The organism is Moraxella sp. CTOTU47579, from assembly GCF_032004885.1.
Taxonomy (GTDB): domain Bacteria; phylum Pseudomonadota; class Gammaproteobacteria; order Pseudomonadales; family Moraxellaceae; genus Faucicola; species Faucicola tetraodonis.
The window spans coordinates 1-18,340 of record NZ_DALZOJ010000021.1 but is presented as its reverse complement, the minus strand read 5'-3'; the positions used below and the strand labels follow the sequence as shown (position 1 = coordinate 18,340).

Here is an 18,340-nt window from a genome sequence, read left to right as displayed (position 1 = left end):
GCATAAAAATGCAAACCGAAGCCCTATTTGAAAACATCGCCGACCGCATTGAGCAAGAACTCACCCAAGCTGAACAATCCATCTACATTGCAGTCGCATGGTTCACCAACTCACGCCTATTTAACGCCCTTTTAGACAAAGCCAAACAAGGCATCACTGTCCAACTACTCATCAGCAACGACCCCATCAACCAACAAAGCCCCATCGACTACAACCAACTTAACATCGGCAACTCAGTCACTTATCTTATCGGTGATGGCAAAGACGATTTAATGCACAACAAATTTTGTATCATCGACGAATATACTGTCATCAACGGCTCTTACAACTGGAGTAAAAAAGCCGAACGCAACCACGAAAACATCATCATCACCACAGGTGATAGCGTCCTTGCCCAATCATTTATCAAACAATTCAAAAAAATCCGTAATAGCTACTTCGACCACCAAGACCATATCCCCGACTTACCACTCGACAAAATCATCAAACGCCTAGAAATACTCAAAAACTACGTCATCTTAGAAGACCTAGACGACATCACCCGAGAAACCGCCAAACTTCAAGTCTTTAGCTTTCAACAGGACATCAACCAAATAACTCATGCCTTACAATTGCACCAATTTAGCACCGCTATTGGGTTAATAAATGATTTTATCAAAAATCACCAAGCCATTGTTATTTACAATGATATTGACTTAGTGGCTCTAAAACTTGAGATTCGACAACTTGAGCATCAGTTAAACGCTTACGATAATGAGAAAATTGAGCTCGAAAAATTACTAAGTGAATTTAATTATAGACATACTAAAGAATTAGGCTCCTATATTAGTAGACTCTTACATTTACGCAAATTGTCGTGCGAAAATGACCCAGAAGCTTATGCTGAAGCTGTCCAAGACGAAGCTGAATATCACGAACAAATTGAAATTGAAAATGCCAAAACCATTTTTGAACTAGACGCACAACAACGCAAAGACCTAAAAAAAGCCTATCGCAAAGCCAGTCAAATTTGCCATCCAGACCGAGTGAGCGAAGACATGAAAGACGTTGCCGAACAGCTTTTTATTCAGCTCAACCAAGCCTATGAACAAAATGATATTGCGACAGTCAATAAAATCTTGGCAGAACTCGAACAAGGCATTTTCGCCCCACGCTCCGAAACAGTCAGCGAAAAATCACAACTACAAGCCATTATCACTCAGCTAAAATTTAAAATTAGCCAAATTGAAACTGAGATTTTTGAGTTAAAAGACGATAAAACTTACCAAACGATTAGCGAAATTGATGATTGGGATGAGTATTTTAACCAAACCAAAGAACAGCTAATTGATGAAATCGTCAGGTTAGAGCAAAAATTGAAGGAAGCAAAACCATTTTTTGGCTTTTTTAAAAGTTAAGTTATAGAAACTATATAAATTAACTGAACGCATTGCCGCACTTCTAAGAAGCCCGTAATAATTCAACACAAAAACCGTATTTAACCGTTGGCAGAAAATCGCTATGCTCTGCCAACCCTCTCATCAAAATTAATCTTCCTATGTACGACTCCGTATTCCAAGACATCAAAACCCATATCGTTAGCTTCACAGGCTTAGAGCGAGATGCCCTGCATATTTATGTTGGTATTGCGGTATTTCTTATAATAAGCCTACTTTTTAAAAATCACCGCTACCGTTGGTTTATTGCCTTATTCACGGTGATTGCTGCTGCCAGCATGGGTGAAGTGCTAGACAGACATGACCAACTTATAATTGACAAGCACTGGTACTGGCAAGGCAGTGTGCATGATATAGTAAACACCTGCTTTTTCCCGACCCTTTTTACCTTGATACTCACCTTTACCCATTTTTTTGAGCGAAACTTTGAGCGAAATAGTGCCCAAGCTCATGGTTCAAAACGTTAATTGGCTATCAACTTTTAGCAAACTTTTGGTTCAATCTTGGCAAACTCAGCGATTCGGGGTAAAGTAACCTCATTTTTCACAGTATTTTTAACACCCCAGTATTTTTAAAATCCCGGTACTTTTAAAATCACAGTATTTTAAAATTAGCTCTCTCGCATATATGGACAGCCAACCCCTTATGAATCCGCAATTACAACTTTTGCATCCTTATCCATTTGCCAAGATGGCAACCTTGCTACAAGGCATCACCCCAAACCCAGACTATGCCCCGATTAAACTGGGTATCGGTGAGCCGCAGCACACACCGCCACAGTTTGTGTTAGACGTCATCAAAGACAATTTGGCTAAAATCCAAAATTACCCCACCACCAACGGTTTGCCCGAGCTGCGCCAAGCGATTGCCGATTGGGTACAGCGCCGTTTTCAGGTCAAACAATTAAATGCCGACACCCAAGTGTTACCGGTGATGGGTACACGTGAGGCGCTATTTAGTTTTGTGCAAGCGGCGTTTAACCGTGAGGATAGCAAACGACCTTACGTGGTGATGCCCAATCCGTTTTATCAGATTTATGAAGGGGCGACGCTGCTCGCTGGTGGACAGCCGTATTTTGTCAATTGTACTGCCGACAATAACTTTGTCGGTGACTATGACAGCGTGCCAAGCGAGGTTTGGGAAAAAACCCAACTGGTCTTTGTGTGTAGTCCAAACAACCCAACTGGCTCGGTGATGGATATGGCGCAGTGGCAACGTCTGGTTGAGCTATCGGATAAATACGGCTTTATCCTAGCCAGTGACGAGTGCTACAGTGAGCTGTACTTTGATACGCCGCCAATTGGACTACTTGAAGTCTGCGCCAAACTCGGACGCGATGATTTTGCCAATTGCGTGGTGTTTCATTCGCTGTCAAAGCGCTCCAATCTACCAGGCATGCGCTCAGGATTTGTGGCAGGTGATGCCAAGCTACTAGCGCCGTATGCCCAGTACCGCACTTATCAAGGCTGTGCGATGCCGATTCATCATCAGATGGCTTCGATTACCGCGTGGCAAGATGAAGCCCATGTGGAAGAAAACCGCAAACTATATCGCCAAAAGTTTGATTTATGGATGGACAAGCTGTCAGACAAATTACCCCTACGCCGTCCTGATGCCGGTTTTTATTTTTGGTTACCGGTACAAGATGATGAGCAGTTTGTCAAAGTGATTTATGAACAGCTAAATATCCATGCGCTTGCAGGGCGTTACCTATCTCGCGATACGCCCTCATACCAAAAGAACAGCGGTAACGCTGGTAAAAACCATGTGCGGATGGCATTGGTTGCAGATATCGCACAAAGCAGCGAGGCGATTGACCGATTGCTGAGCTTAGACTTATCAAATTTGGTGTGATTTTTCATAAAAAAAGTGATGGCTAGCTACCATCACTTTTTTTGACTTTTTATAAGCATTCAGCTTGTAAAGATTCAACGTACAACGACTGCTAGTCTTCAAGATTTTTTAGCAGGGTACTGACCTGTGCCAGTCGTTTGCGTTTTTGGTGGATGTCATGGCTGACAAAGATGTCATCGGTTTCAGGTAACATAAACCAATCTGGGTGGCGAAACGTGTTCTCAATATCTTGTAAGCCACTTTCCCAGTGTTCTTGCATGGTTGAGCCGCTAAACTCATAGTCTTTATAGCCGCGCTCATAAGTCTTTTTGTGATAAATCAGATGAATCACGTTTTTGACACCGACTTCTGTCATTTCGCGGGCTTTGTTGACGCACAGTTCTTCAACTTTATCAACTTTAGCATCGTCATCGATGATTTTGAGTAACTCTTTGATAAGGCGCGTATAACGCAGCTTTTGCGCCATAAAGTCAGTAACCATGCGGGTTTTGCTGGAATATTGGATGTCTTTGATGCGCTCGTCAATCTCCATCATATTCTCTGGCACCGTGCCCTTGGCATTCCACAAATCCACTTGGAAAATCAATTGCTTGAGGTGCTCTTCATGGCTTAAGATTTCATTGAGCGGCGTGTTGGACACCAATCCGCCATCCCAATAATACTCCCCATCAATCTCAACCGCTGGAAAACCTGGCGGTAGTGCACCCGATGCAATAAAGTGATCGTAGTGCAGTTCTTCATTTTCATTGCTAAAAATAGCAAAGTTACCGTTACGCACATTGACCGCAGACACCGATACTTTCATCCGATTGACGTCATTGACCAGTTTTAAATCACAATAACGCTCCAGGGTTTCGCGCAGCTTGTCGGTGGTGTAATAGCTTAAGTGATTGGGGGTGGTGTCATACGGCACAAAATAACGCGGTTTAAAAAAGCCACGCTGTCCTTCAATCATGGTTTGCCAAGCCTCAGCGGTAGATTCCATCACCCGCAGCTGCTGCTTTAAAAAGCCATTTTCAAATATCCACGGCATAAAATGGCTTACCATGTCAATCTTGCTGAGTTTATCTAACTCATTGGCCGTTTGACGGTAGATGTTCATCCCTGCAGGGGTGTAGTTACGATGGGTGATGGTGTTCCAAAACCCTTGCAGCGCTGCCAAGCGGTTCTCCGGACGGTTACCTGCGATGATGGCGGTATTGAGCGCCCCAATTGAAATACCTGAGATACGGTCGATTTTGATGCCTTGTTTATGCAGCCCTTCATAAATCCCTGCTTGGTAGGCACCAAGCGCACCGCCACCTTGCAGCAGCAACGACACGCTATCGTATTGTTTGACCAATTCTTTGAGCGGTGGCGTGCCTTGTGGTGTGGGCTGATTGGGGTTTGGGTTTGGCGGTTCTATCGCCATGATTGGTGATGAAGTATCAGTTACCGGCTGGGGTGGTTGCACAGGTGTGGAAATAGTTTTTCTAGTTGACATAGTAATCTCATCATCCATAAATATATTGTTTTTTTATCGTATAGAAGATATATCACTCAAGTATTGTAGCAAGATTTTATAGTGACAAAATGATGTATGTGTGAATTTTTTTAGGATTTTGTCATTCATGAGCCTTTGATTAAATATCTACATTGTTGCTTAAATATCTATGTTGTATCAAGGTGAATACGTGCAATTTTAAAAAGCTGACTTCTAGTAAAAAAAGCGGCGCAATCATTGTTGTATTTAGAACGTAGGTATTTAGAGCGGAGATATTTGAAGCCTAAATATCTGGAGCCTAAATATCTGGAGCCTAAATATCTGGAGCCTAGATATTTAGAGCCTATGCGCTACGCCCGTATCTTTTTAGCTAACAATTTGCCGTTTAAATGGACAGTTAATCGCCCAAATGCACGTCTTTGACAATCACTTGCTGATGGATGGGAAAATTACCGAGCGTCGCCCCTGCTTTGCGGTCAGCAAAATAATGTTGCAGTGTTTCAATGACATTTTGGAACGCCAAGTCTTCCCAAGGAATGTCTTCTTCGGCAAACAGCGCACATTCTAGACTCTCGATGCCCACCCCAAATTTGCCATCTTTGAGCGAGCCGATAAATATCATATGAATCTGTCCGATATCGGGTATGTCGTATAGACAATATAACTCTAATGCACTGCCGATGGCTTCGGCTTCTTCAAAGCACTCACGATTGCCGCCATCTTTCATCGTCTCGCCAAGCTCCATAAAGCCTGCAGGCAACGTCCAATAACCATGCCGCGGTTCAATCGCGCGGCGACAGAGCAAAACTTTATCTTCATGGATGAGTAAACAGCCATTGATGACTTTGGGATTTTCGTAATGGATGTAGCCACAAGACGGACACACAATGCGCGGCAGACTGTCCATCGGCGGGATTTTGGTTTCGGCTAGATGACCGCATTGCAGGCAGTAAGGCATGGCATTTTCCTATTATTTTTATGTTTTGTGAGGTGAAAGTCGTTTTAAGTATGGTAGCATTGATTGCAGGTTTTTACATGATAAAAATGATTTGAGCAGCCGATTATGAGAAAGTTTAGCTTAGTATTTAGCTGGGTATTAAGTTTGGGATTATTAGCAGGTTGTAGCGTCCTGCATACCCAGCCTAGTATGCAAAAACCTGTCTCAGCTATGCCAGCTTTACCGCTTGATAGTGATATCGACAATAGACAATTAGTTTTAGATAAATTCGGTCAACTCAAAGCGCCCTATAAACATTGCGAAATTGCCCATTAAATTTTGATGAATTAAAAATTATGTCCACAACTAGATTTCAAAGTCCCTTACTGACCCAACTGGCTGAGCGAATCGCAAAACTGCCATTCGACCCCACGCCGCAGCCGTATTCGGTACTCATCGCCATTACCAATGAAGCTGAGCCAAAAGTTTTGTACTCGTTGCGCGCTTCGGATATGCGAGAACATGCCGGCGAAGTATCATTTGCAGGTGGCAGACGCGAAGACACAGACGATAGCAACCAAGCTACCGCGTTACGAGAAACGCATGAGGAAACCGGTATTCATCCCAGTCAAGTGACTGTGTTGGGCGAATTACCCCTACAATTTGCCAAAAGTGGCAGACCTGTCAAGCCGATTGTAGGGGTAATACCACCCAGTGTTAACCTTGTGCCAGAGATGTGCGAAATTGCAAGGCTATTTTGGGCAGACTTAGCCACGCTTATTCACCAGCCGACCATCGATTATGCGTATGATTTGGGTCGCCAAGTGATGGTATCACCCAGCTTTATCATTGATGGCGAGACCGTGTGGGGCTTGACGGGACGCATCACCGCAAGCCTACTGGAAATGGGATTTGACCGCCAGATTGATTGGTATTTTAATGTTCACGATAAATAGCCAATCAACCACAAACCAATCACTGCAGCGCTGTCCACGCTAGCATTTCATCGAGCACGGCTTTGGCATTGCTATTATTTTTGACATTGTCGGCATTAATCATCCCAACCACTGCATACCATTTTCCTGATTTGCCTTGAACATAGCCTGCCATACTGGTGACATTATCAAGCGTGCCTGTTTTGATCCAAGCATGCCCAATGGCAGGGTTATTTGGCTGGCGCAGTTTGAGCGCTTTGATGGTACCCGACTCGCCTGCCACGCCCAACGAATCACGATATACGGTAAAATTGGGTGAATGATAAGCGAGAGTTAGCAGCGCTAACATACTATTGGGCGCCACGCGGCAATCACGGCATAAACCTGAGGCTCTAGTCATCACAGGGGGCTGTGCTTGGGGCAGCTTTTGTTGCCACCACTGGTGAATGTAGGCAAAGGTTTTTGGATAAGTGCTGATACGCTGCTTGTCGGCATACAGCGGTAGCGACAAGGCGATTTGTTCCGTCATCACATTGTTGGAGTGCTGATTGATGTCTTTGATTTGCTCGTGCAATGGATTGGATGCGACATAGCCAACCAATTTTGGGGTCAAGGGTTTGCCAAAGTATTTTAGGTATAAGCGAATATACCAAGGTAGCGCTTGCGGTATCGCCTTGGCTTGCTGCATATAAGCCACCGCAGGACTGGCAAATTCAACATTCCCTGTAAAGTTTGGCAAGATTTTTTGCCAGTCAGCGATAATTTGTTGTTTGACCAGTACATCCCCATCAGGAAACGTCAGATAGCGTTTTTGCTCACCACAGAAGGCGGACGCGGTTTGGTGAAAGCTCAATCCTGTGGACGTCAATGTTCCAATCCAATCATCTTGGTTGTTATTACAAGGCGCTTGACTGGCTTTAAGTGTTGTAGGCATAGTAAAGTTTGCCAGCGCAGGCTTTAGGATGACCTGATACGCGGCTACGTCTTTGGGATTAATCGAGGGTTTGCTTTGGATTTGCTCAAGATTTGCCGCGGGATTGTCGATATCTGTCGAAGCCGATGTTGTGGATCGCGTGACGCTGCTGGTATTAGGCTTTACGACCGGTGTGGCATTGGGTTTTGCTATTGGCACCAAATCTACTTCCACCGTACCAAAATTGGTCAACAAAGCATTGGGCTGGGCATTATAAGGGCGTAACCCTTTACCATCAAACGCATTAACATCAAAATCCACCCCTTCAAATTGGCGATTGTCGATGATTAAATTGCCTTGTACCTGCTTAATACCCTGTGCTTTGATCATGGCAAGCAGCTGGTACAAGCGCTCGTTTTCCAGTTTTGGGTCGCCACTGCCCTGCACAATCACATCGCCATAAAGCGTGCCTTTCCACAGAAAACCATGCTGATATAATTTGGTTTGCCAAACAAAATCTTTGCCCAAACTATCGAGCGCCACATAAGTGGCAATCAGTTTCTGCGTAGATGCAGGGGTACGTGGCACATCAGCGTTATAACTAAACAAAGGCGTTTGGGGCGCAGTCGACGCTGCATTTTGCGGATTGTCCGTTAACGGTTGTACCACCATGCTCAGGCTATCGGTCGGAATATTGGCTTGGGCAAGTTTGGCTTGAATCGCTTCAGGTAGCTTGTTGACTGGATCGCGCTGCCCCATGACTGCATGGCTTTGCTTGGTCACTGGGTCAGTGTTCATCGGCGGTACTGGTGTGGTAGCTGACGTATGACCCACCAAGGACAGACAAGCCATCCCTAGCAACAAACCCGTTTTTAAAGACAATAATTGAGTAGCGCGGGTTTGCAGACCCACGGATTGGCGCAAATTTTTCATAACAGCAGCAACAATGTGACGAATCTATACTAGGTATCGAATCTTATTAGGCAAAAATAAATTAGGCAAAAATAAGCTGCCACCTTATCGCTTTTTGCCATAAAAATCCACCTGATTTCATAGCAAATCGGCTAAAATTAAGGCATTTAGACAAACAGCCGTAGCCTTCTGTTGCAATTCTCTACATTTCATTTTTCAGTTATTTGCTAAACTGTCGCCTAATTGCCACATTGCAGTCACTGCTATTGCCGACTCAAACTTCAGTTGAGAATTCTGACCCCATTGATTTGGGTGAAAAAATTATTTAGATTAAAATCATTTAGATTAACAATTGATTTATATTAAAGTTATTTAGATTAAAGCTATTTAGATTAAAAAATTATTTAGGTTAAAAAAACTCTATGTTAAACAAATCTATCGCCACCTCTGCCATGACTATAGGCGCTATGAGTCTTGTGCTAGCGTTATCTGCATGCTCAAAAAAAGATGACAAAGCCGCAACCACTACCGCTTCTGCAACGACGACCACCACCACGTCAACTTCTACAACTACTACCCCTGTGGCAGCATCCCAAGCCATCTCTAGCGCGCCTGCTAGTGCTACCGTTACCACCACCGCTTCGTCAACCACAACAACTGTCACCACGCCAGCGACTGCAGAAAAAACCGCCAACGTTAGCAGCGCCCCTACAGTTGCCGCCAATAATGCCGCGGCTGCAACACCCAATCTTGCCCTAAAAGCGGATTTGACTCAGTTATTTAAAACCTTAAATGAGCTTGACCGCACTACCCAAGCCAAACAAGCAGAAATGGCAAAAAAAATGCAAAACGCCAAAACGCCTGCTGACCAACAAGCTTTCTTTAAAGAAGTGGTGGCACAGTTAGACTTGCAAAAAGCCACGCTCAACAAACTAAAATTTAATGACCCGCGTGTCGCACAAACCCGCGATAAAATGGTTGAAAGTATCACCAATAGCCGTGCCGGTACGGCGGCTTTAATCAAAAAACCAACGGCAACCCCAGAGACCAATCCAGAAATTGCTAAGTCGATGGAAAAAGCGCAAAAATCTGCCGAAGAAGCCCGTACCATGTTGATGCAATTAACCCAAGAAGCAGGCATCAAACCAAAAGGCGCAGACGCCGCGGCTAGCAAAAAATAAAGTCATTTTTAGATAAAAAACTCTCATGATGAGAGTTTTTTTATGTCGGTTAGCTTTTATGACTTCATAAGCCCGCTATGACTGCATCAAGTGGGTGAATAACATGGCAGTCATAATGGCATCATTGAGGGCATTATGGGCAGGTAATCGCGGGATTTGGTATTCTTCTAGCAGTTGATTGAGGTGTGGTAACTGCCCAACTTGGCTGGGGTCATGTCGATGCTGATTTTGTTGATACAAGCGACTGACATCGACAAGTTTATTAGCCAGTTCCACCCCTAAAAACGGTTTGGCAATGGCATTTAAAAACGCCATATCCATGTCCACACAAAACCCAATTATCGGACGGTTTTTAAGCATGGGCAATAATTGGGTGAGCATCTCGTCATACGATAAGCCATTGTCGACATCTATCGGTCTTAATCCGTGAATCACAATGGTGTCATCGGTGGGCATCACAGGCGGACGGCATACCAATGACAGCGCGCTATCGGTATCAATCACAAACCCGTCACTTTCTTTGCGTACCCGTACTGCACCGACACTTAAAATATAATCTTGTTTGGCATTAAGCCCGGTCATTTCTAGATCTAGGCTCACCCACTCATTGGGGACTTTAGATAGCGGGTTATCAAACAGATAAGCGTACTCCGGCTTGCTGAGCCGCTGTTTTTGTCGCTCAAGTTTTTGACCGTCGAACAGATTTTTGATGCGATTAAACATGGTTTTTCTCTAGGCAATTAACACTATCTATTTCGTTAAAAAATATCTTTAATTAAAAAATATCTAGGCGATAATGATGGGTAATAAAGGTTTTAAAATCTTTGACCATCGCCAAACATTCTTTTAACAAGTCTTTTTCTAGGGCTGATAAGTGATTGGGATTTACCACTCGCGCTTTTCTATCTTGTGTGGTCAATGCCACATCCAGTCGTTTTGCCATAAAAAAATCCAGTGCTTCTGCCAGATTTTGCGCCATGGTGTCATCTAGCACGTGTTGCTGTGCCAGCTGCTGCAGCCGGTTTCTGGTGTTGGTATCAGTGATATGATATTCCAGTGACAAGGCTCGCACGCCATGGACAATCGGGAATATCCCTGCTTTTTTTAGGTCAATATCAGTCTCACTGCCACCGACAAATTTTTGCCACCAACCACTGCTATCGCCAAATTGCAAAATTGGTTTGGCAAAACGGTTGATAAAGTTGCTAGTCGCCACATTTTTCGCGCTGACTTGCCAATGTTTTTGCAGCTGCTCAAAGAGCTTAATATCGCCGCAAACAAAATGCGCATCAATTAAGGTCGCAATCCACATCATATCTTCACTACTGCCACTCACGTACCATGCCGTGATTTGTTTTTCAAAGGCGGTTGAAGTTTTTCGCCAACGCTCGTTGCTAAGCATAATCTTGCCATCACAATAAGGATAACCCATGTTCGCCAATGCCTCATTGAACTGCGCGGCATAGCTGGGCAGATTGTCATCTTTAAAACCATTGCGGATAATCAGCGCATTGTCTTGGTCAGTACGCAAGATTTGTTCACCACGCCCTTCTGAGCCCATTACAAACAGACAGGTATTGTAGAAGGTGATAGCAGGTACAATTAGCTGCCATACCTTGGCGAACACTTGTAAATTCAAGCTTTGCACCAGACGGCTGATAACATGGATTTTGATGCCGCTGGCGTGTTGCTCACGGATAAATTTACCAATCAATTCCACCGCCACCGCAACATCATCTAGGCTCTGCGCTTGCTCAATACGAGCGACGATAAGATTAGAATGGTTGGTTAAAAAGCTCAGTAATTCGGTTTGCCCCAAAATCCCAATGATTTGACCTTGACTGTCAATAATGGGTAAACGGTGGGTACGAGTTTGTAACATGGTCAGCAAGGCTTCACTGACATCTTGCGATTGATGCACCGTATGGATTTTAAAATTAGTAAAGTCCAGCACAGGCGTGGTGGCAAAATCAACTTTTTGCCCAATCGCTCGGCACACATCAGTTTGGGTAAAAATACCGATGCGCTCGACATACGCTGCAATGGTAGATTTTTCCACGCCTTGTGCGATGAGTTTGTCACGCTCCGCTTCGCTCATTCGCGCTTGTGACTTAACCAAAATATGCTTGATGTCAAATTGGTTCATCGCCATCGTGGCATCGTATAGCGTTGCCGTATCATCGACAAAATGCGGTGGTTTGATATGCTGCCCCAAATTGGCAATCGGTTGATATAGCAGTTTTTGACTTTCACTTTGGGCAAGGCGGGCTTGGTGATGGTTGAGACGGGCAGCGACATCGGCAAACAAGGCGTTTTTTAAGGTGAGATTTTGCTCAGTGATTGCGCTTAGCACTTGGCCATCGATACGGTACATCAGACTTTGCTGCTGGGTGATAAAGTTAAACACGCTGTTTTGCCTGACCTTGGTATCAAACCAATCGCCTGCATTTAAGGTAGAAATCAACGCATCGCCTTGTAATTGATGAACAAAGCCTTTAAGGATAATAAAAAAATCCCCTTGCCATCCTGCAGGTATGGGCTGCAAGTTGTCCAAATAGACGATTTTACTGTGCTGCTGCAGATGAGTTCGCTGCTGAGCGCTTAGTGTATCAAATGGGGGCTGGTGTAGATGTTGTATGTCCAAAGTCTGTATCGTTGAGCCACTCATATCACCATCCTTGTATTGCGGCTAAAAATAAATCCCATGTCCTATGAGTCCTGTTAGATTATAATCAAAGTTGTCTGAGGCAACAATCGTGTTTCAACAAATATCTATGGGTCGTGGTGTGTAATTTACACCCGTCAAACATATCAGTATAGGTAATGGGTAAACAGATGAATTATTTTGGTTTTCTTTGTTTAGGTCTAGGGATTTTGACATTGGTCGCGGGTATGCTATGTTTTTTATTATCTAAAGTCAGTAAGGAGCCGCCTATCAGGTATAAAACCCAACGCATTGCGATGGTGCTGTTGCCACTGGCGATTGTACTGATTAGCATCGGACTCAAATTCAGTATGAGTGTAGTGAATCCTGAGGTGTAAATAACTAGCTTTGCTAACTAAGCCTGATAAATAGACCTGGCAACTAGTCTTAACCAAAAAATGGAAAATGCAAACATATAACAAAGGTCAGCCTAATATAAGCTGACCTTTAACCTAAATTAACCTAAATTCAAAACAATTAAGCGGGCTTGACGGCGACTAGCACACGGATACTATCAGGAATTAAGGATAAATGACCCAGTGCATGTAAGCCCTGTTCTTGCAAACGTTTTAATTGATTGATTTCTGCGTCTCGTACATTCGGATTGATGGATTGCAAATATTGCAGGCGCTCCACTTCACGCTCATAGCGCTGATTAAATACCTCTTTGGCTTGCTCACTTATCGCAGGTAATTGCTGGTTTGCCAATGCTACTGCTTGCTCATAGCGCACTTCGATGATGTCTTTACGCGCTTTGATGACTTGACGCGCTCGGGTTTTATCCAAACGATGAATATGCGACACAATCATATCAGGGGCAATTTTATCGCTAAAATCAGTCCCTTGCTGGCTTAAAAACACCCGAATGAGCGGCTTTGGCAAAAATGCGGGTAAATTAAGGAGCTTTGGCGCAATCGCTTCAACACGGAAATTAACTTCGACCAAGACCAGTCCTTCAGGCATAGCATTACTTTGTAAAGTTGCAACCGTGGTATTACCAAACGTGCCTGCGTTGACCGTTTCAAAGATACTTTGCATCAAAGGATGCTCATAAGTCATAAATTCCATGTCTTCGCGTAGTAACGCTTGGTCACGCTCAAAGGTCAAGGTCATACCATCTTCAGGGACTGCCAGTCCTTGCACTTGTACTTCATCGCTCGGATGTAGCATCAATGAGCCGTCACGCTGTCCACTATATTCCATATTGATGGACGACATAAAGCGTTCAAATAAACGTGGCAACATGTGGGTATCGTCAAAATCACGCATGGTGTAAGCGATTTTACTGGCGACACGCGGGCGACAAGAATTGTATTCCAGTAGTCTGTCACGTCCTGCTTGCATGGCTGCTTCTAGTGCGAGACGCTGGGCGTTGCCTTTTTCAATCAACTGATCTAACGTAATTTCTTGACCGTCATCTTCGACTTTTTGCCCTTCAAGCAGCGGTTTTAAATCCACAATAAACTGCTCTTGAACGGTTTGCGCCGTGGGTGAGATTTGGTTAAAAATATTTAGCGCTTCGTTATACCAACGGTACATACGCTCAGTTGCCGTGCCTTCAACAAAAGGCACATGAATGGTAATCTCGTTTTGCTGACCAATCCGATCGAGGCGACCAATCCGCTGCTCTAATGTATCAGGATTGGCGGGCAAATCAAACAACACCAAATCACTGGCAAATTGAAAATTACGCCCTTCAGAGCCAATTTCAGAAGCCAACAATACTTGCGCGCCTTCAATATCGGCAAAATACGCAGCCGCTTGGTCGCGCTCCAGTAGGGTCATTTGCTCAGTAAAAATCGCGGTTTTAATGCCCGCATGCAATCGTAATACCGCCTCTAAACTCTCAACCGTTGCCCCACTGCGCGCAATCAGTAGCACCTTTTGATGTTTTAAGGTGTTTTTAAGCAAATCAACCAGCCAAGGCACCCGCGGGTCTTGTTCCAGCCAACTGCCATCGGGCTGTAACTCTTCTGGCCATAATTGTTCGCGCAATTTACCTTGGGTGTGATAACTGTCTTGCCAACTTATCGGGAGCGGCAGTGGGTACGCTATTGAGCGCCGACCTTTGAAGCCAAAAATAAGCTCAGACACGCTCTCCCGGGTGTTACGAAATAGCACACGACCAGTACCATGACGATCTAACAATTCATTGATGGCGCGCGCACGACCTTGCTCATCATCACTGATATCATGACCTAACAACTGGGCTAATGCTGATTTTTGCTTATCTGACAGCGATTGGTCACTCAATAACACCTCAGCAATTGCTGCGGTTTGCGCAAAATTTTCTTCTGCATCGATAAAGTCGTCTAAATCATTAAAACGATTGGGATCTAACAATCGTAACCGCGCAAAATGGCTTTCTAAACCTAACTGCTCAGGGGTTGCTGTGAGTAACAAAACACCTGCGGTTTGTTCAGCCAAATCTTCAACCAAATCGTATTTGTCATTGCCCCCTTGCTCACTGTCCCAATGCAGATGGTGCGCTTCATCCACAACCAGCAAATCAAACCCCGCTTCCAAGGCTTTTTCATGCAAATCTTCATGGTCGAGTAGCAAATCGATACTGGCAATAATCAACTGCTCAGTCGTAAAAGGATTTTGCTCAGGGTCATGCTCTGCAATCGCTGCGGTTCTGACCAAATCAAAAATAGCAAATTCAAGATTAAAACGACGACGCATTTCAATCATCCATTGGTACTGCAAACTATCAGGTACCAAAATCAAAATACGCTCAGATTTGCCGGTGATGAGTTGCTGGTGAATAATGAGACCCGCTTCAATCGTCTTGCCAAGCCCTACCTCATCGGCAAGCAGCACGCGCGGCGCGATACGTTTACCTACTTCATGGGCGATATACAGCTGATGCTCAATAATATCGACACGTGCACCCATCAAGCCTCTTAGTGGATGAGACGCCAAATAGGCTTGGGTACGCAGTAGCTCTTGGCGCAGTTCGTACCAATCATTTTGGTGGATACGACTGGCAAGCAAGCGCTCAAGTGGTTTTGCCAAATTAATATTAGCCGCAAGGCGCGTTTCCATAATCGCACGGTCATGACCTTCAACCGAGTATTTATAGACGCCATTGGTCTCTTCAAAATCGCTGACCACATACGATGCGCCATCTTGGTCATGTATGGTATCCCCTGCTTTGAAAGTCACACGCGACAAAGGCGCCGATGTCTTGGCATACACACGCGTTTCTTCACTTTGCGGGAACAAAATATGCACGCAGCGTTCATCAACGAGCACGACGACGCCCAGCCCCAATTCATTCTCTGTATCCGACAGATAACGTTGTCCAATCGCAAAATCAGTCATACCGCTTAACCATGCTTCCAAATTAGAAATTTAAATGATGAAAAGTAAAACTGTTTATGATAGCAAAAATTACATTTTCAAGTGAATGATTTTGTTGATAGCGGCTGTTTACTCACTCATCATTCGCTACCAACGGACTGACGACTGGCATACCTTCGTTCATGAGCGCTTGTGTGAGCATCTCAATATTATACACCGCGTGACCTTTTACCGTATTTTCAAAGTAAATATACAAGGTATCAAAATTGGCTTGTTGATTGGCAATGGTCTTTGCCCAAGCTTGCATTTCTGTATCCCTGTATCGATAATCATGCCGCTCGGCCGCCGAATGGGCATCCCACCAGTCTAAGTTTTGCCCATGCATGCGTAAATAACCGATGCGGCTAGTAAATAACAGCCGACTGGGCGGTAAACCATGGATATTTGGATAGTCCACACTACACCAAATCAAATTTTGCTGCTGAAAACTGGCGTAAACTTGCGGGATATGCCAGCTTTGGTGGCGAAACTCTATCGCCAATGGCAACCCATCAAACCAACTGGTCAAGGTTGCCAAATACTGACGATGTGCCACCGTTCTATCAAAACCATGCGGAAATTGAATCAATAACGCAGCCAAACAATCTGCCGCTAAAATAGGTTCAATCGCCTGCAAAAAAGCTTGCGCGGTCTCTGCAGTGGCGGTTAATCGGTGGGTAAAATCTTGGTGAATCTTAATCGAAAATTTTAGCTGCCCATTGGATTTTTTGAGCATACCTTCATACGCTTTTCGACCTAAAGGCGCATAAAAGCTACTATTGATTTCAACAGTGGCATAATGACGACTATACTCGGTTAAAAATTCGGTTTTTTTGGTGTCAGCAGGATACAGGATTCCCAAAAAATCCGTATCACTGTATCCCCCTGTTCCGATATAGATGCTCATAGAAAATTGGTTCTACTTAATTGCAAAATTAGCCCAGCATTGATTAATAGAAATTAATAAAAGTCGTATATAGCGCCATCATCCATAACAAAAACAGCATCGTCAAGGCTAATAGCTGCGCGGCAGAACCTACATCTTTACCAATCTTTGCCAACGGATGACGTTCTGTCGATGTATGGTCAATTGACGCTTCAATACCGGTATTAAACAACTCGACGATCAGAGAAAAAAACGATGAAAACACCAATATCATTTTAATCGGCATCATAAAAGGTAAAAAAATCAGCACAACTAATAAAATGCTATTGAGCCATGCAACCTGTCGAAAAGCCGCTTCATTTTGATATGCCGCAACTAAACCATCTTTCGAGTAACCTGCGGCATTGATGATACGTTTGAGACCCGTTTTTCCCTTGGTCTGCGCGGCATACCCATCTAAATGGTTGGCTAAATGGCTAGCAAACTTATCAGGACGCTGATTTGAACTAGGTGATGTCATGATGGTAATGGGTTATAAAAATTTTCTCATTCTACCATAGATTAATCCTATAATTTTCACAATATCTACTGCCGCGAGCATTGATAGCCGTTGATAAACAAGCTTTGAATCATGCGAATTTAAGTGCAAATAAAATCTATAAATATTGATTGCCATTTTAATGATAATGGCATAAATTCTAAGCCTTCTGCTATTTTTTTGCAGCAATCACTCCACCTTGCATTTTTTAGTTAGTGTTGTCACCTTATTTGATGAAGAATCTATGATGAAATTACGCGCCACTTGCCAACTCGATTATCACTTTTCTCAGCCAACCCCTGCGGTGTTTCTACTACGACCGCAATCAGGGTTAGCACAGCACATCACTCAAGAAGAATGGCAAGTCACGCCACCCCTAGCAGTTACAAGCTATAACGACAATTTTGGTAACTTATGTGACAGGGTTTTATTTCCGATGGGGGATTACCAAGTTAGCCTAACAGTTGAGCTATATACTAGCGAATGGATAGACGTCGCACCCGGTATGCCAAAAACACCGATTGAGCAACTGCCTTCAGATACAATGGTATATTTGTTACCCAGTCGCTATTGTCTGCCAGAATTTCTACTTCAAGAAGCCCAAATGATAACCCAAGATTTTGCCGACGGTTATGACAAAGCAGCGGCAATTTGCAACTATATTTACCAAAACTTTACTTATCAATATGGTAGCAGTACAGCAGAGACCACAGCACTAGATACGTGGCAGCATAAAAAAGGCGTCTGTCGTGATTTTGCCCATTTGGGCATCAGTCTATCACGGGCATTAGATATGCCGGCTCGCATGGTAGTTGGCTACTTATATCAACTTGACCCAATGGACTTACATGCATGGTATGAGGTTTTTATTGGCGATCGATGGTACACATTTGACGCCACGCAATCTGCGCCAAAAGGCGGTCGTGTGATTTTAGGTTATGGAAGGGATGCTGCGGATGTTGCTTTTGCGACTTTCTTCGCGCCATTTGAATTAAAAGATATGAAAGTTAACGTAGAAAAAATCGACTGATTTTAGTATGAATCTTCAAAGTGGAAGCCTTTATTAAAAGGCTTTCATGCCAATTTTTCAACCTCAATATGCAAAATTTCCTTGGGAATTTCAAAGACCAAAAAAAAACACCCCCTTTAAACGAATAAAGAGGGTGGTTTGGAATAGGGAGCTGACGATGACCTACTCTCACATGGGCGAACCACA

16 protein-coding genes are annotated in these 18,340 nt (G+C 43.9%); 8 read left to right on the top strand and 8 right to left on the bottom strand.

What is annotated here, in order from left to right; translation table 11 throughout:
• The first annotated feature begins 8 nt into the window (after nt 1–8).
• From RTP55_RS10275 to dapC, 3 genes are all read left to right on the top strand, one after another.
• Nucleotides 9–1,397 (top strand): phospholipase D-like domain-containing protein, encoded by a 1,389-nt coding sequence (locus tag RTP55_RS10275; RefSeq protein WP_312385913.1) that lies wholly within the window; start codon nt 9–11, stop codon nt 1,395–1,397.
• Between the two features lie 140 nt (nt 1,398–1,537).
• Nucleotides 1,538–1,903, top strand: a complete 366-nt coding sequence (locus tag RTP55_RS10270; RefSeq protein WP_312385911.1) for a hypothetical protein — start codon at nt 1,538–1,540, stop codon at nt 1,901–1,903.
• A gap of 178 nt (nt 1,904–2,081) precedes the next feature.
• Nucleotides 2,082–3,290: a succinyldiaminopimelate transaminase gene (gene dapC, locus RTP55_RS10265; RefSeq protein WP_312385909.1), complete on the top strand. Its 1,209-nt coding sequence runs from the start codon at nt 2,082–2,084 to the stop codon at nt 3,288–3,290.
• 91 nt (nt 3,291–3,381) lie between these two features.
• Here the strand turns inward: dapC and RTP55_RS10260 are convergent, their stop codons facing one another.
• Nucleotides 3,382–4,773, bottom strand: coding sequence for a patatin-like phospholipase family protein (locus RTP55_RS10260; RefSeq protein WP_312385908.1), 1,392 nt, complete (start codon nt 4,771–4,773; stop codon nt 3,382–3,384).
• A gap of 397 nt (nt 4,774–5,170) precedes the next feature.
• Nucleotides 5,171–5,731 carry an NUDIX hydrolase gene (locus RTP55_RS10255; RefSeq protein ID WP_312385907.1) on the bottom strand — a complete coding sequence of 187 codons (561 nt, stop codon included), beginning with the start codon at nt 5,729–5,731 and terminating at the stop codon, nt 5,171–5,173.
• Between the two features lie 105 nt (nt 5,732–5,836).
• Between RTP55_RS10255 and RTP55_RS10250 the strand changes: the two genes are divergently transcribed.
• Together RTP55_RS10250 and RTP55_RS10245 are read left to right on the top strand one after the other, a co-directional pair.
• Nucleotides 5,837–6,046, top strand: coding sequence for a hypothetical protein (locus RTP55_RS10250; protein ID WP_312385905.1), 210 nt, complete (start codon nt 5,837–5,839; stop codon nt 6,044–6,046).
• A 20-nt stretch (nt 6,047–6,066) separates the two neighbouring features.
• Nucleotides 6,067–6,666 (top strand): NUDIX hydrolase, encoded by a 600-nt coding sequence (locus RTP55_RS10245; RefSeq protein WP_312385904.1) that lies wholly within the window; start codon nt 6,067–6,069, stop codon nt 6,664–6,666.
• 19 nt (nt 6,667–6,685) lie between these two features.
• Here RTP55_RS10245 and RTP55_RS10240 read toward each other — a convergent pair whose 3' ends face one another.
• Nucleotides 6,686–8,491 (bottom strand): D-alanyl-D-alanine carboxypeptidase/D-alanyl-D-alanine-endopeptidase, encoded by a 1,806-nt coding sequence (locus RTP55_RS10240; RefSeq protein WP_312385902.1) that lies wholly within the window; start codon nt 8,489–8,491, stop codon nt 6,686–6,688.
• A 401-nt stretch (nt 8,492–8,892) separates the two neighbouring features.
• On the opposite strand from RTP55_RS10240, the gene RTP55_RS10235 reads away from it, so the two are divergent.
• Nucleotides 8,893–9,651 carry a hypothetical protein gene (locus tag RTP55_RS10235; protein WP_312385901.1) on the top strand — a complete coding sequence of 253 codons (759 nt, stop codon included), beginning with the start codon at nt 8,893–8,895 and terminating at the stop codon, nt 9,649–9,651.
• A gap of 75 nt (nt 9,652–9,726) precedes the next feature.
• Here the strand turns inward: RTP55_RS10235 and RTP55_RS10230 are convergent, their stop codons facing one another.
• A complete protein-coding gene (locus RTP55_RS10230) occupies nt 9,727–10,374 on the bottom strand; it encodes a 3'-5' exonuclease (RefSeq protein ID WP_312385900.1) in 648 nt (215 codons plus the stop codon).
• A gap of 52 nt (nt 10,375–10,426) precedes the next feature.
• Nucleotides 10,427–12,319 carry a putative nucleotidyltransferase substrate binding domain-containing protein gene (locus RTP55_RS10225; RefSeq protein ID WP_312385898.1) on the bottom strand — a complete coding sequence of 631 codons (1,893 nt, stop codon included), beginning with the start codon at nt 12,317–12,319 and terminating at the stop codon, nt 10,427–10,429.
• 167 nt (nt 12,320–12,486) lie between these two features.
• On the opposite strand from RTP55_RS10225, the gene RTP55_RS10220 reads away from it, so the two are divergent.
• Nucleotides 12,487–12,693, top strand: a complete 207-nt coding sequence (locus RTP55_RS10220) for a hypothetical protein (protein WP_050324544.1) — start codon at nt 12,487–12,489, stop codon at nt 12,691–12,693.
• A gap of 139 nt (nt 12,694–12,832) precedes the next feature.
• On the opposite strand, the gene rapA is transcribed toward RTP55_RS10220, so the two are convergent.
• The 3 genes from rapA to RTP55_RS10205 form a co-directional block, all read right to left on the bottom strand.
• Nucleotides 12,833–15,682, bottom strand: a complete 2,850-nt coding sequence (rapA, locus tag RTP55_RS10215; protein WP_312385895.1) for an RNA polymerase-associated protein RapA — start codon at nt 15,680–15,682, stop codon at nt 12,833–12,835.
• 112 nt (nt 15,683–15,794) lie between these two features.
• A complete protein-coding gene (locus tag RTP55_RS10210) occupies nt 15,795–16,607 on the bottom strand; it encodes a DUF72 domain-containing protein (RefSeq protein WP_219332154.1) in 813 nt (270 codons plus the stop codon).
• Nucleotides 16,608–16,650: 43 nt separating this feature from the next.
• On the bottom strand, nt 16,651–17,106 hold the full coding sequence (locus RTP55_RS10205) for a diacylglycerol kinase (protein WP_007115648.1): 456 nt from the start codon (nt 17,104–17,106) through the stop codon (nt 16,651–16,653).
• 262 nt (nt 17,107–17,368) lie between these two features.
• On the opposite strand from RTP55_RS10205, the gene RTP55_RS10200 reads away from it, so the two are divergent.
• Nucleotides 17,369–18,154 (top strand): transglutaminase-like domain-containing protein, encoded by a 786-nt coding sequence (locus RTP55_RS10200; protein ID WP_203172392.1) that lies wholly within the window; start codon nt 17,369–17,371, stop codon nt 18,152–18,154.
• Nucleotides 18,155–18,340: the final 186 nt, after the last annotated feature.

Excerpts from the sequence above, each read along its gene's own strand:
- RTP55_RS10270 (WP_312385911.1), top strand. The coding sequence starts at position 1,538 with ATGTACGACTCCGTATTCCAAGACATCAAAACCCATATCGTTAGCTTC.
- RTP55_RS10220 (WP_050324544.1), top strand. The coding sequence starts at position 12,487 with ATGAATTATTTTGGTTTTCTTTGTTTAGGTCTAGGGATTTTGACATTG.
- dapC (WP_312385909.1), top strand. The coding sequence starts at position 2,082 with ATGAATCCGCAATTACAACTTTTGCATCCTTATCCATTTGCCAAGATG.
- RTP55_RS10275 (WP_312385913.1), top strand. The coding sequence starts at position 9 with ATGCAAACCGAAGCCCTATTTGAAAACATCGCCGACCGCATTGAGCAA.
- RTP55_RS10250 (WP_312385905.1), top strand. The coding sequence starts at position 5,837 with ATGAGAAAGTTTAGCTTAGTATTTAGCTGGGTATTAAGTTTGGGATTA.
- RTP55_RS10230 (WP_312385900.1), bottom strand. The coding sequence starts at position 10,374 with ATGTTTAATCGCATCAAAAATCTGTTCGACGGTCAAAAACTTGAGCGA.
- RTP55_RS10235 (WP_312385901.1), top strand. The coding sequence starts at position 8,893 with ATGTTAAACAAATCTATCGCCACCTCTGCCATGACTATAGGCGCTATG.
- RTP55_RS10255 (WP_312385907.1), bottom strand. The coding sequence starts at position 5,731 with ATGCCTTACTGCCTGCAATGCGGTCATCTAGCCGAAACCAAAATCCCG.
- RTP55_RS10245 (WP_312385904.1), top strand. The coding sequence starts at position 6,067 with ATGTCCACAACTAGATTTCAAAGTCCCTTACTGACCCAACTGGCTGAG.
- rapA (WP_312385895.1), bottom strand. The coding sequence starts at position 15,682 with ATGACTGATTTTGCGATTGGACAACGTTATCTGTCGGATACAGAGAAT.
- RTP55_RS10225 (WP_312385898.1), bottom strand. The coding sequence starts at position 12,319 with ATGAGTGGCTCAACGATACAGACTTTGGACATACAACATCTACACCAG.
- RTP55_RS10210 (WP_219332154.1), bottom strand. The coding sequence starts at position 16,607 with ATGAGCATCTATATCGGAACAGGGGGATACAGTGATACGGATTTTTTG.
- RTP55_RS10260 (WP_312385908.1), bottom strand. The coding sequence starts at position 4,773 with ATGTCAACTAGAAAAACTATTTCCACACCTGTGCAACCACCCCAGCCG.
- RTP55_RS10205 (WP_007115648.1), bottom strand. The coding sequence starts at position 17,106 with ATGACATCACCTAGTTCAAATCAGCGTCCTGATAAGTTTGCTAGCCAT.
- RTP55_RS10240 (WP_312385902.1), bottom strand. The coding sequence starts at position 8,491 with ATGAAAAATTTGCGCCAATCCGTGGGTCTGCAAACCCGCGCTACTCAA.
- RTP55_RS10200 (WP_203172392.1), top strand. The coding sequence starts at position 17,369 with ATGATGAAATTACGCGCCACTTGCCAACTCGATTATCACTTTTCTCAG.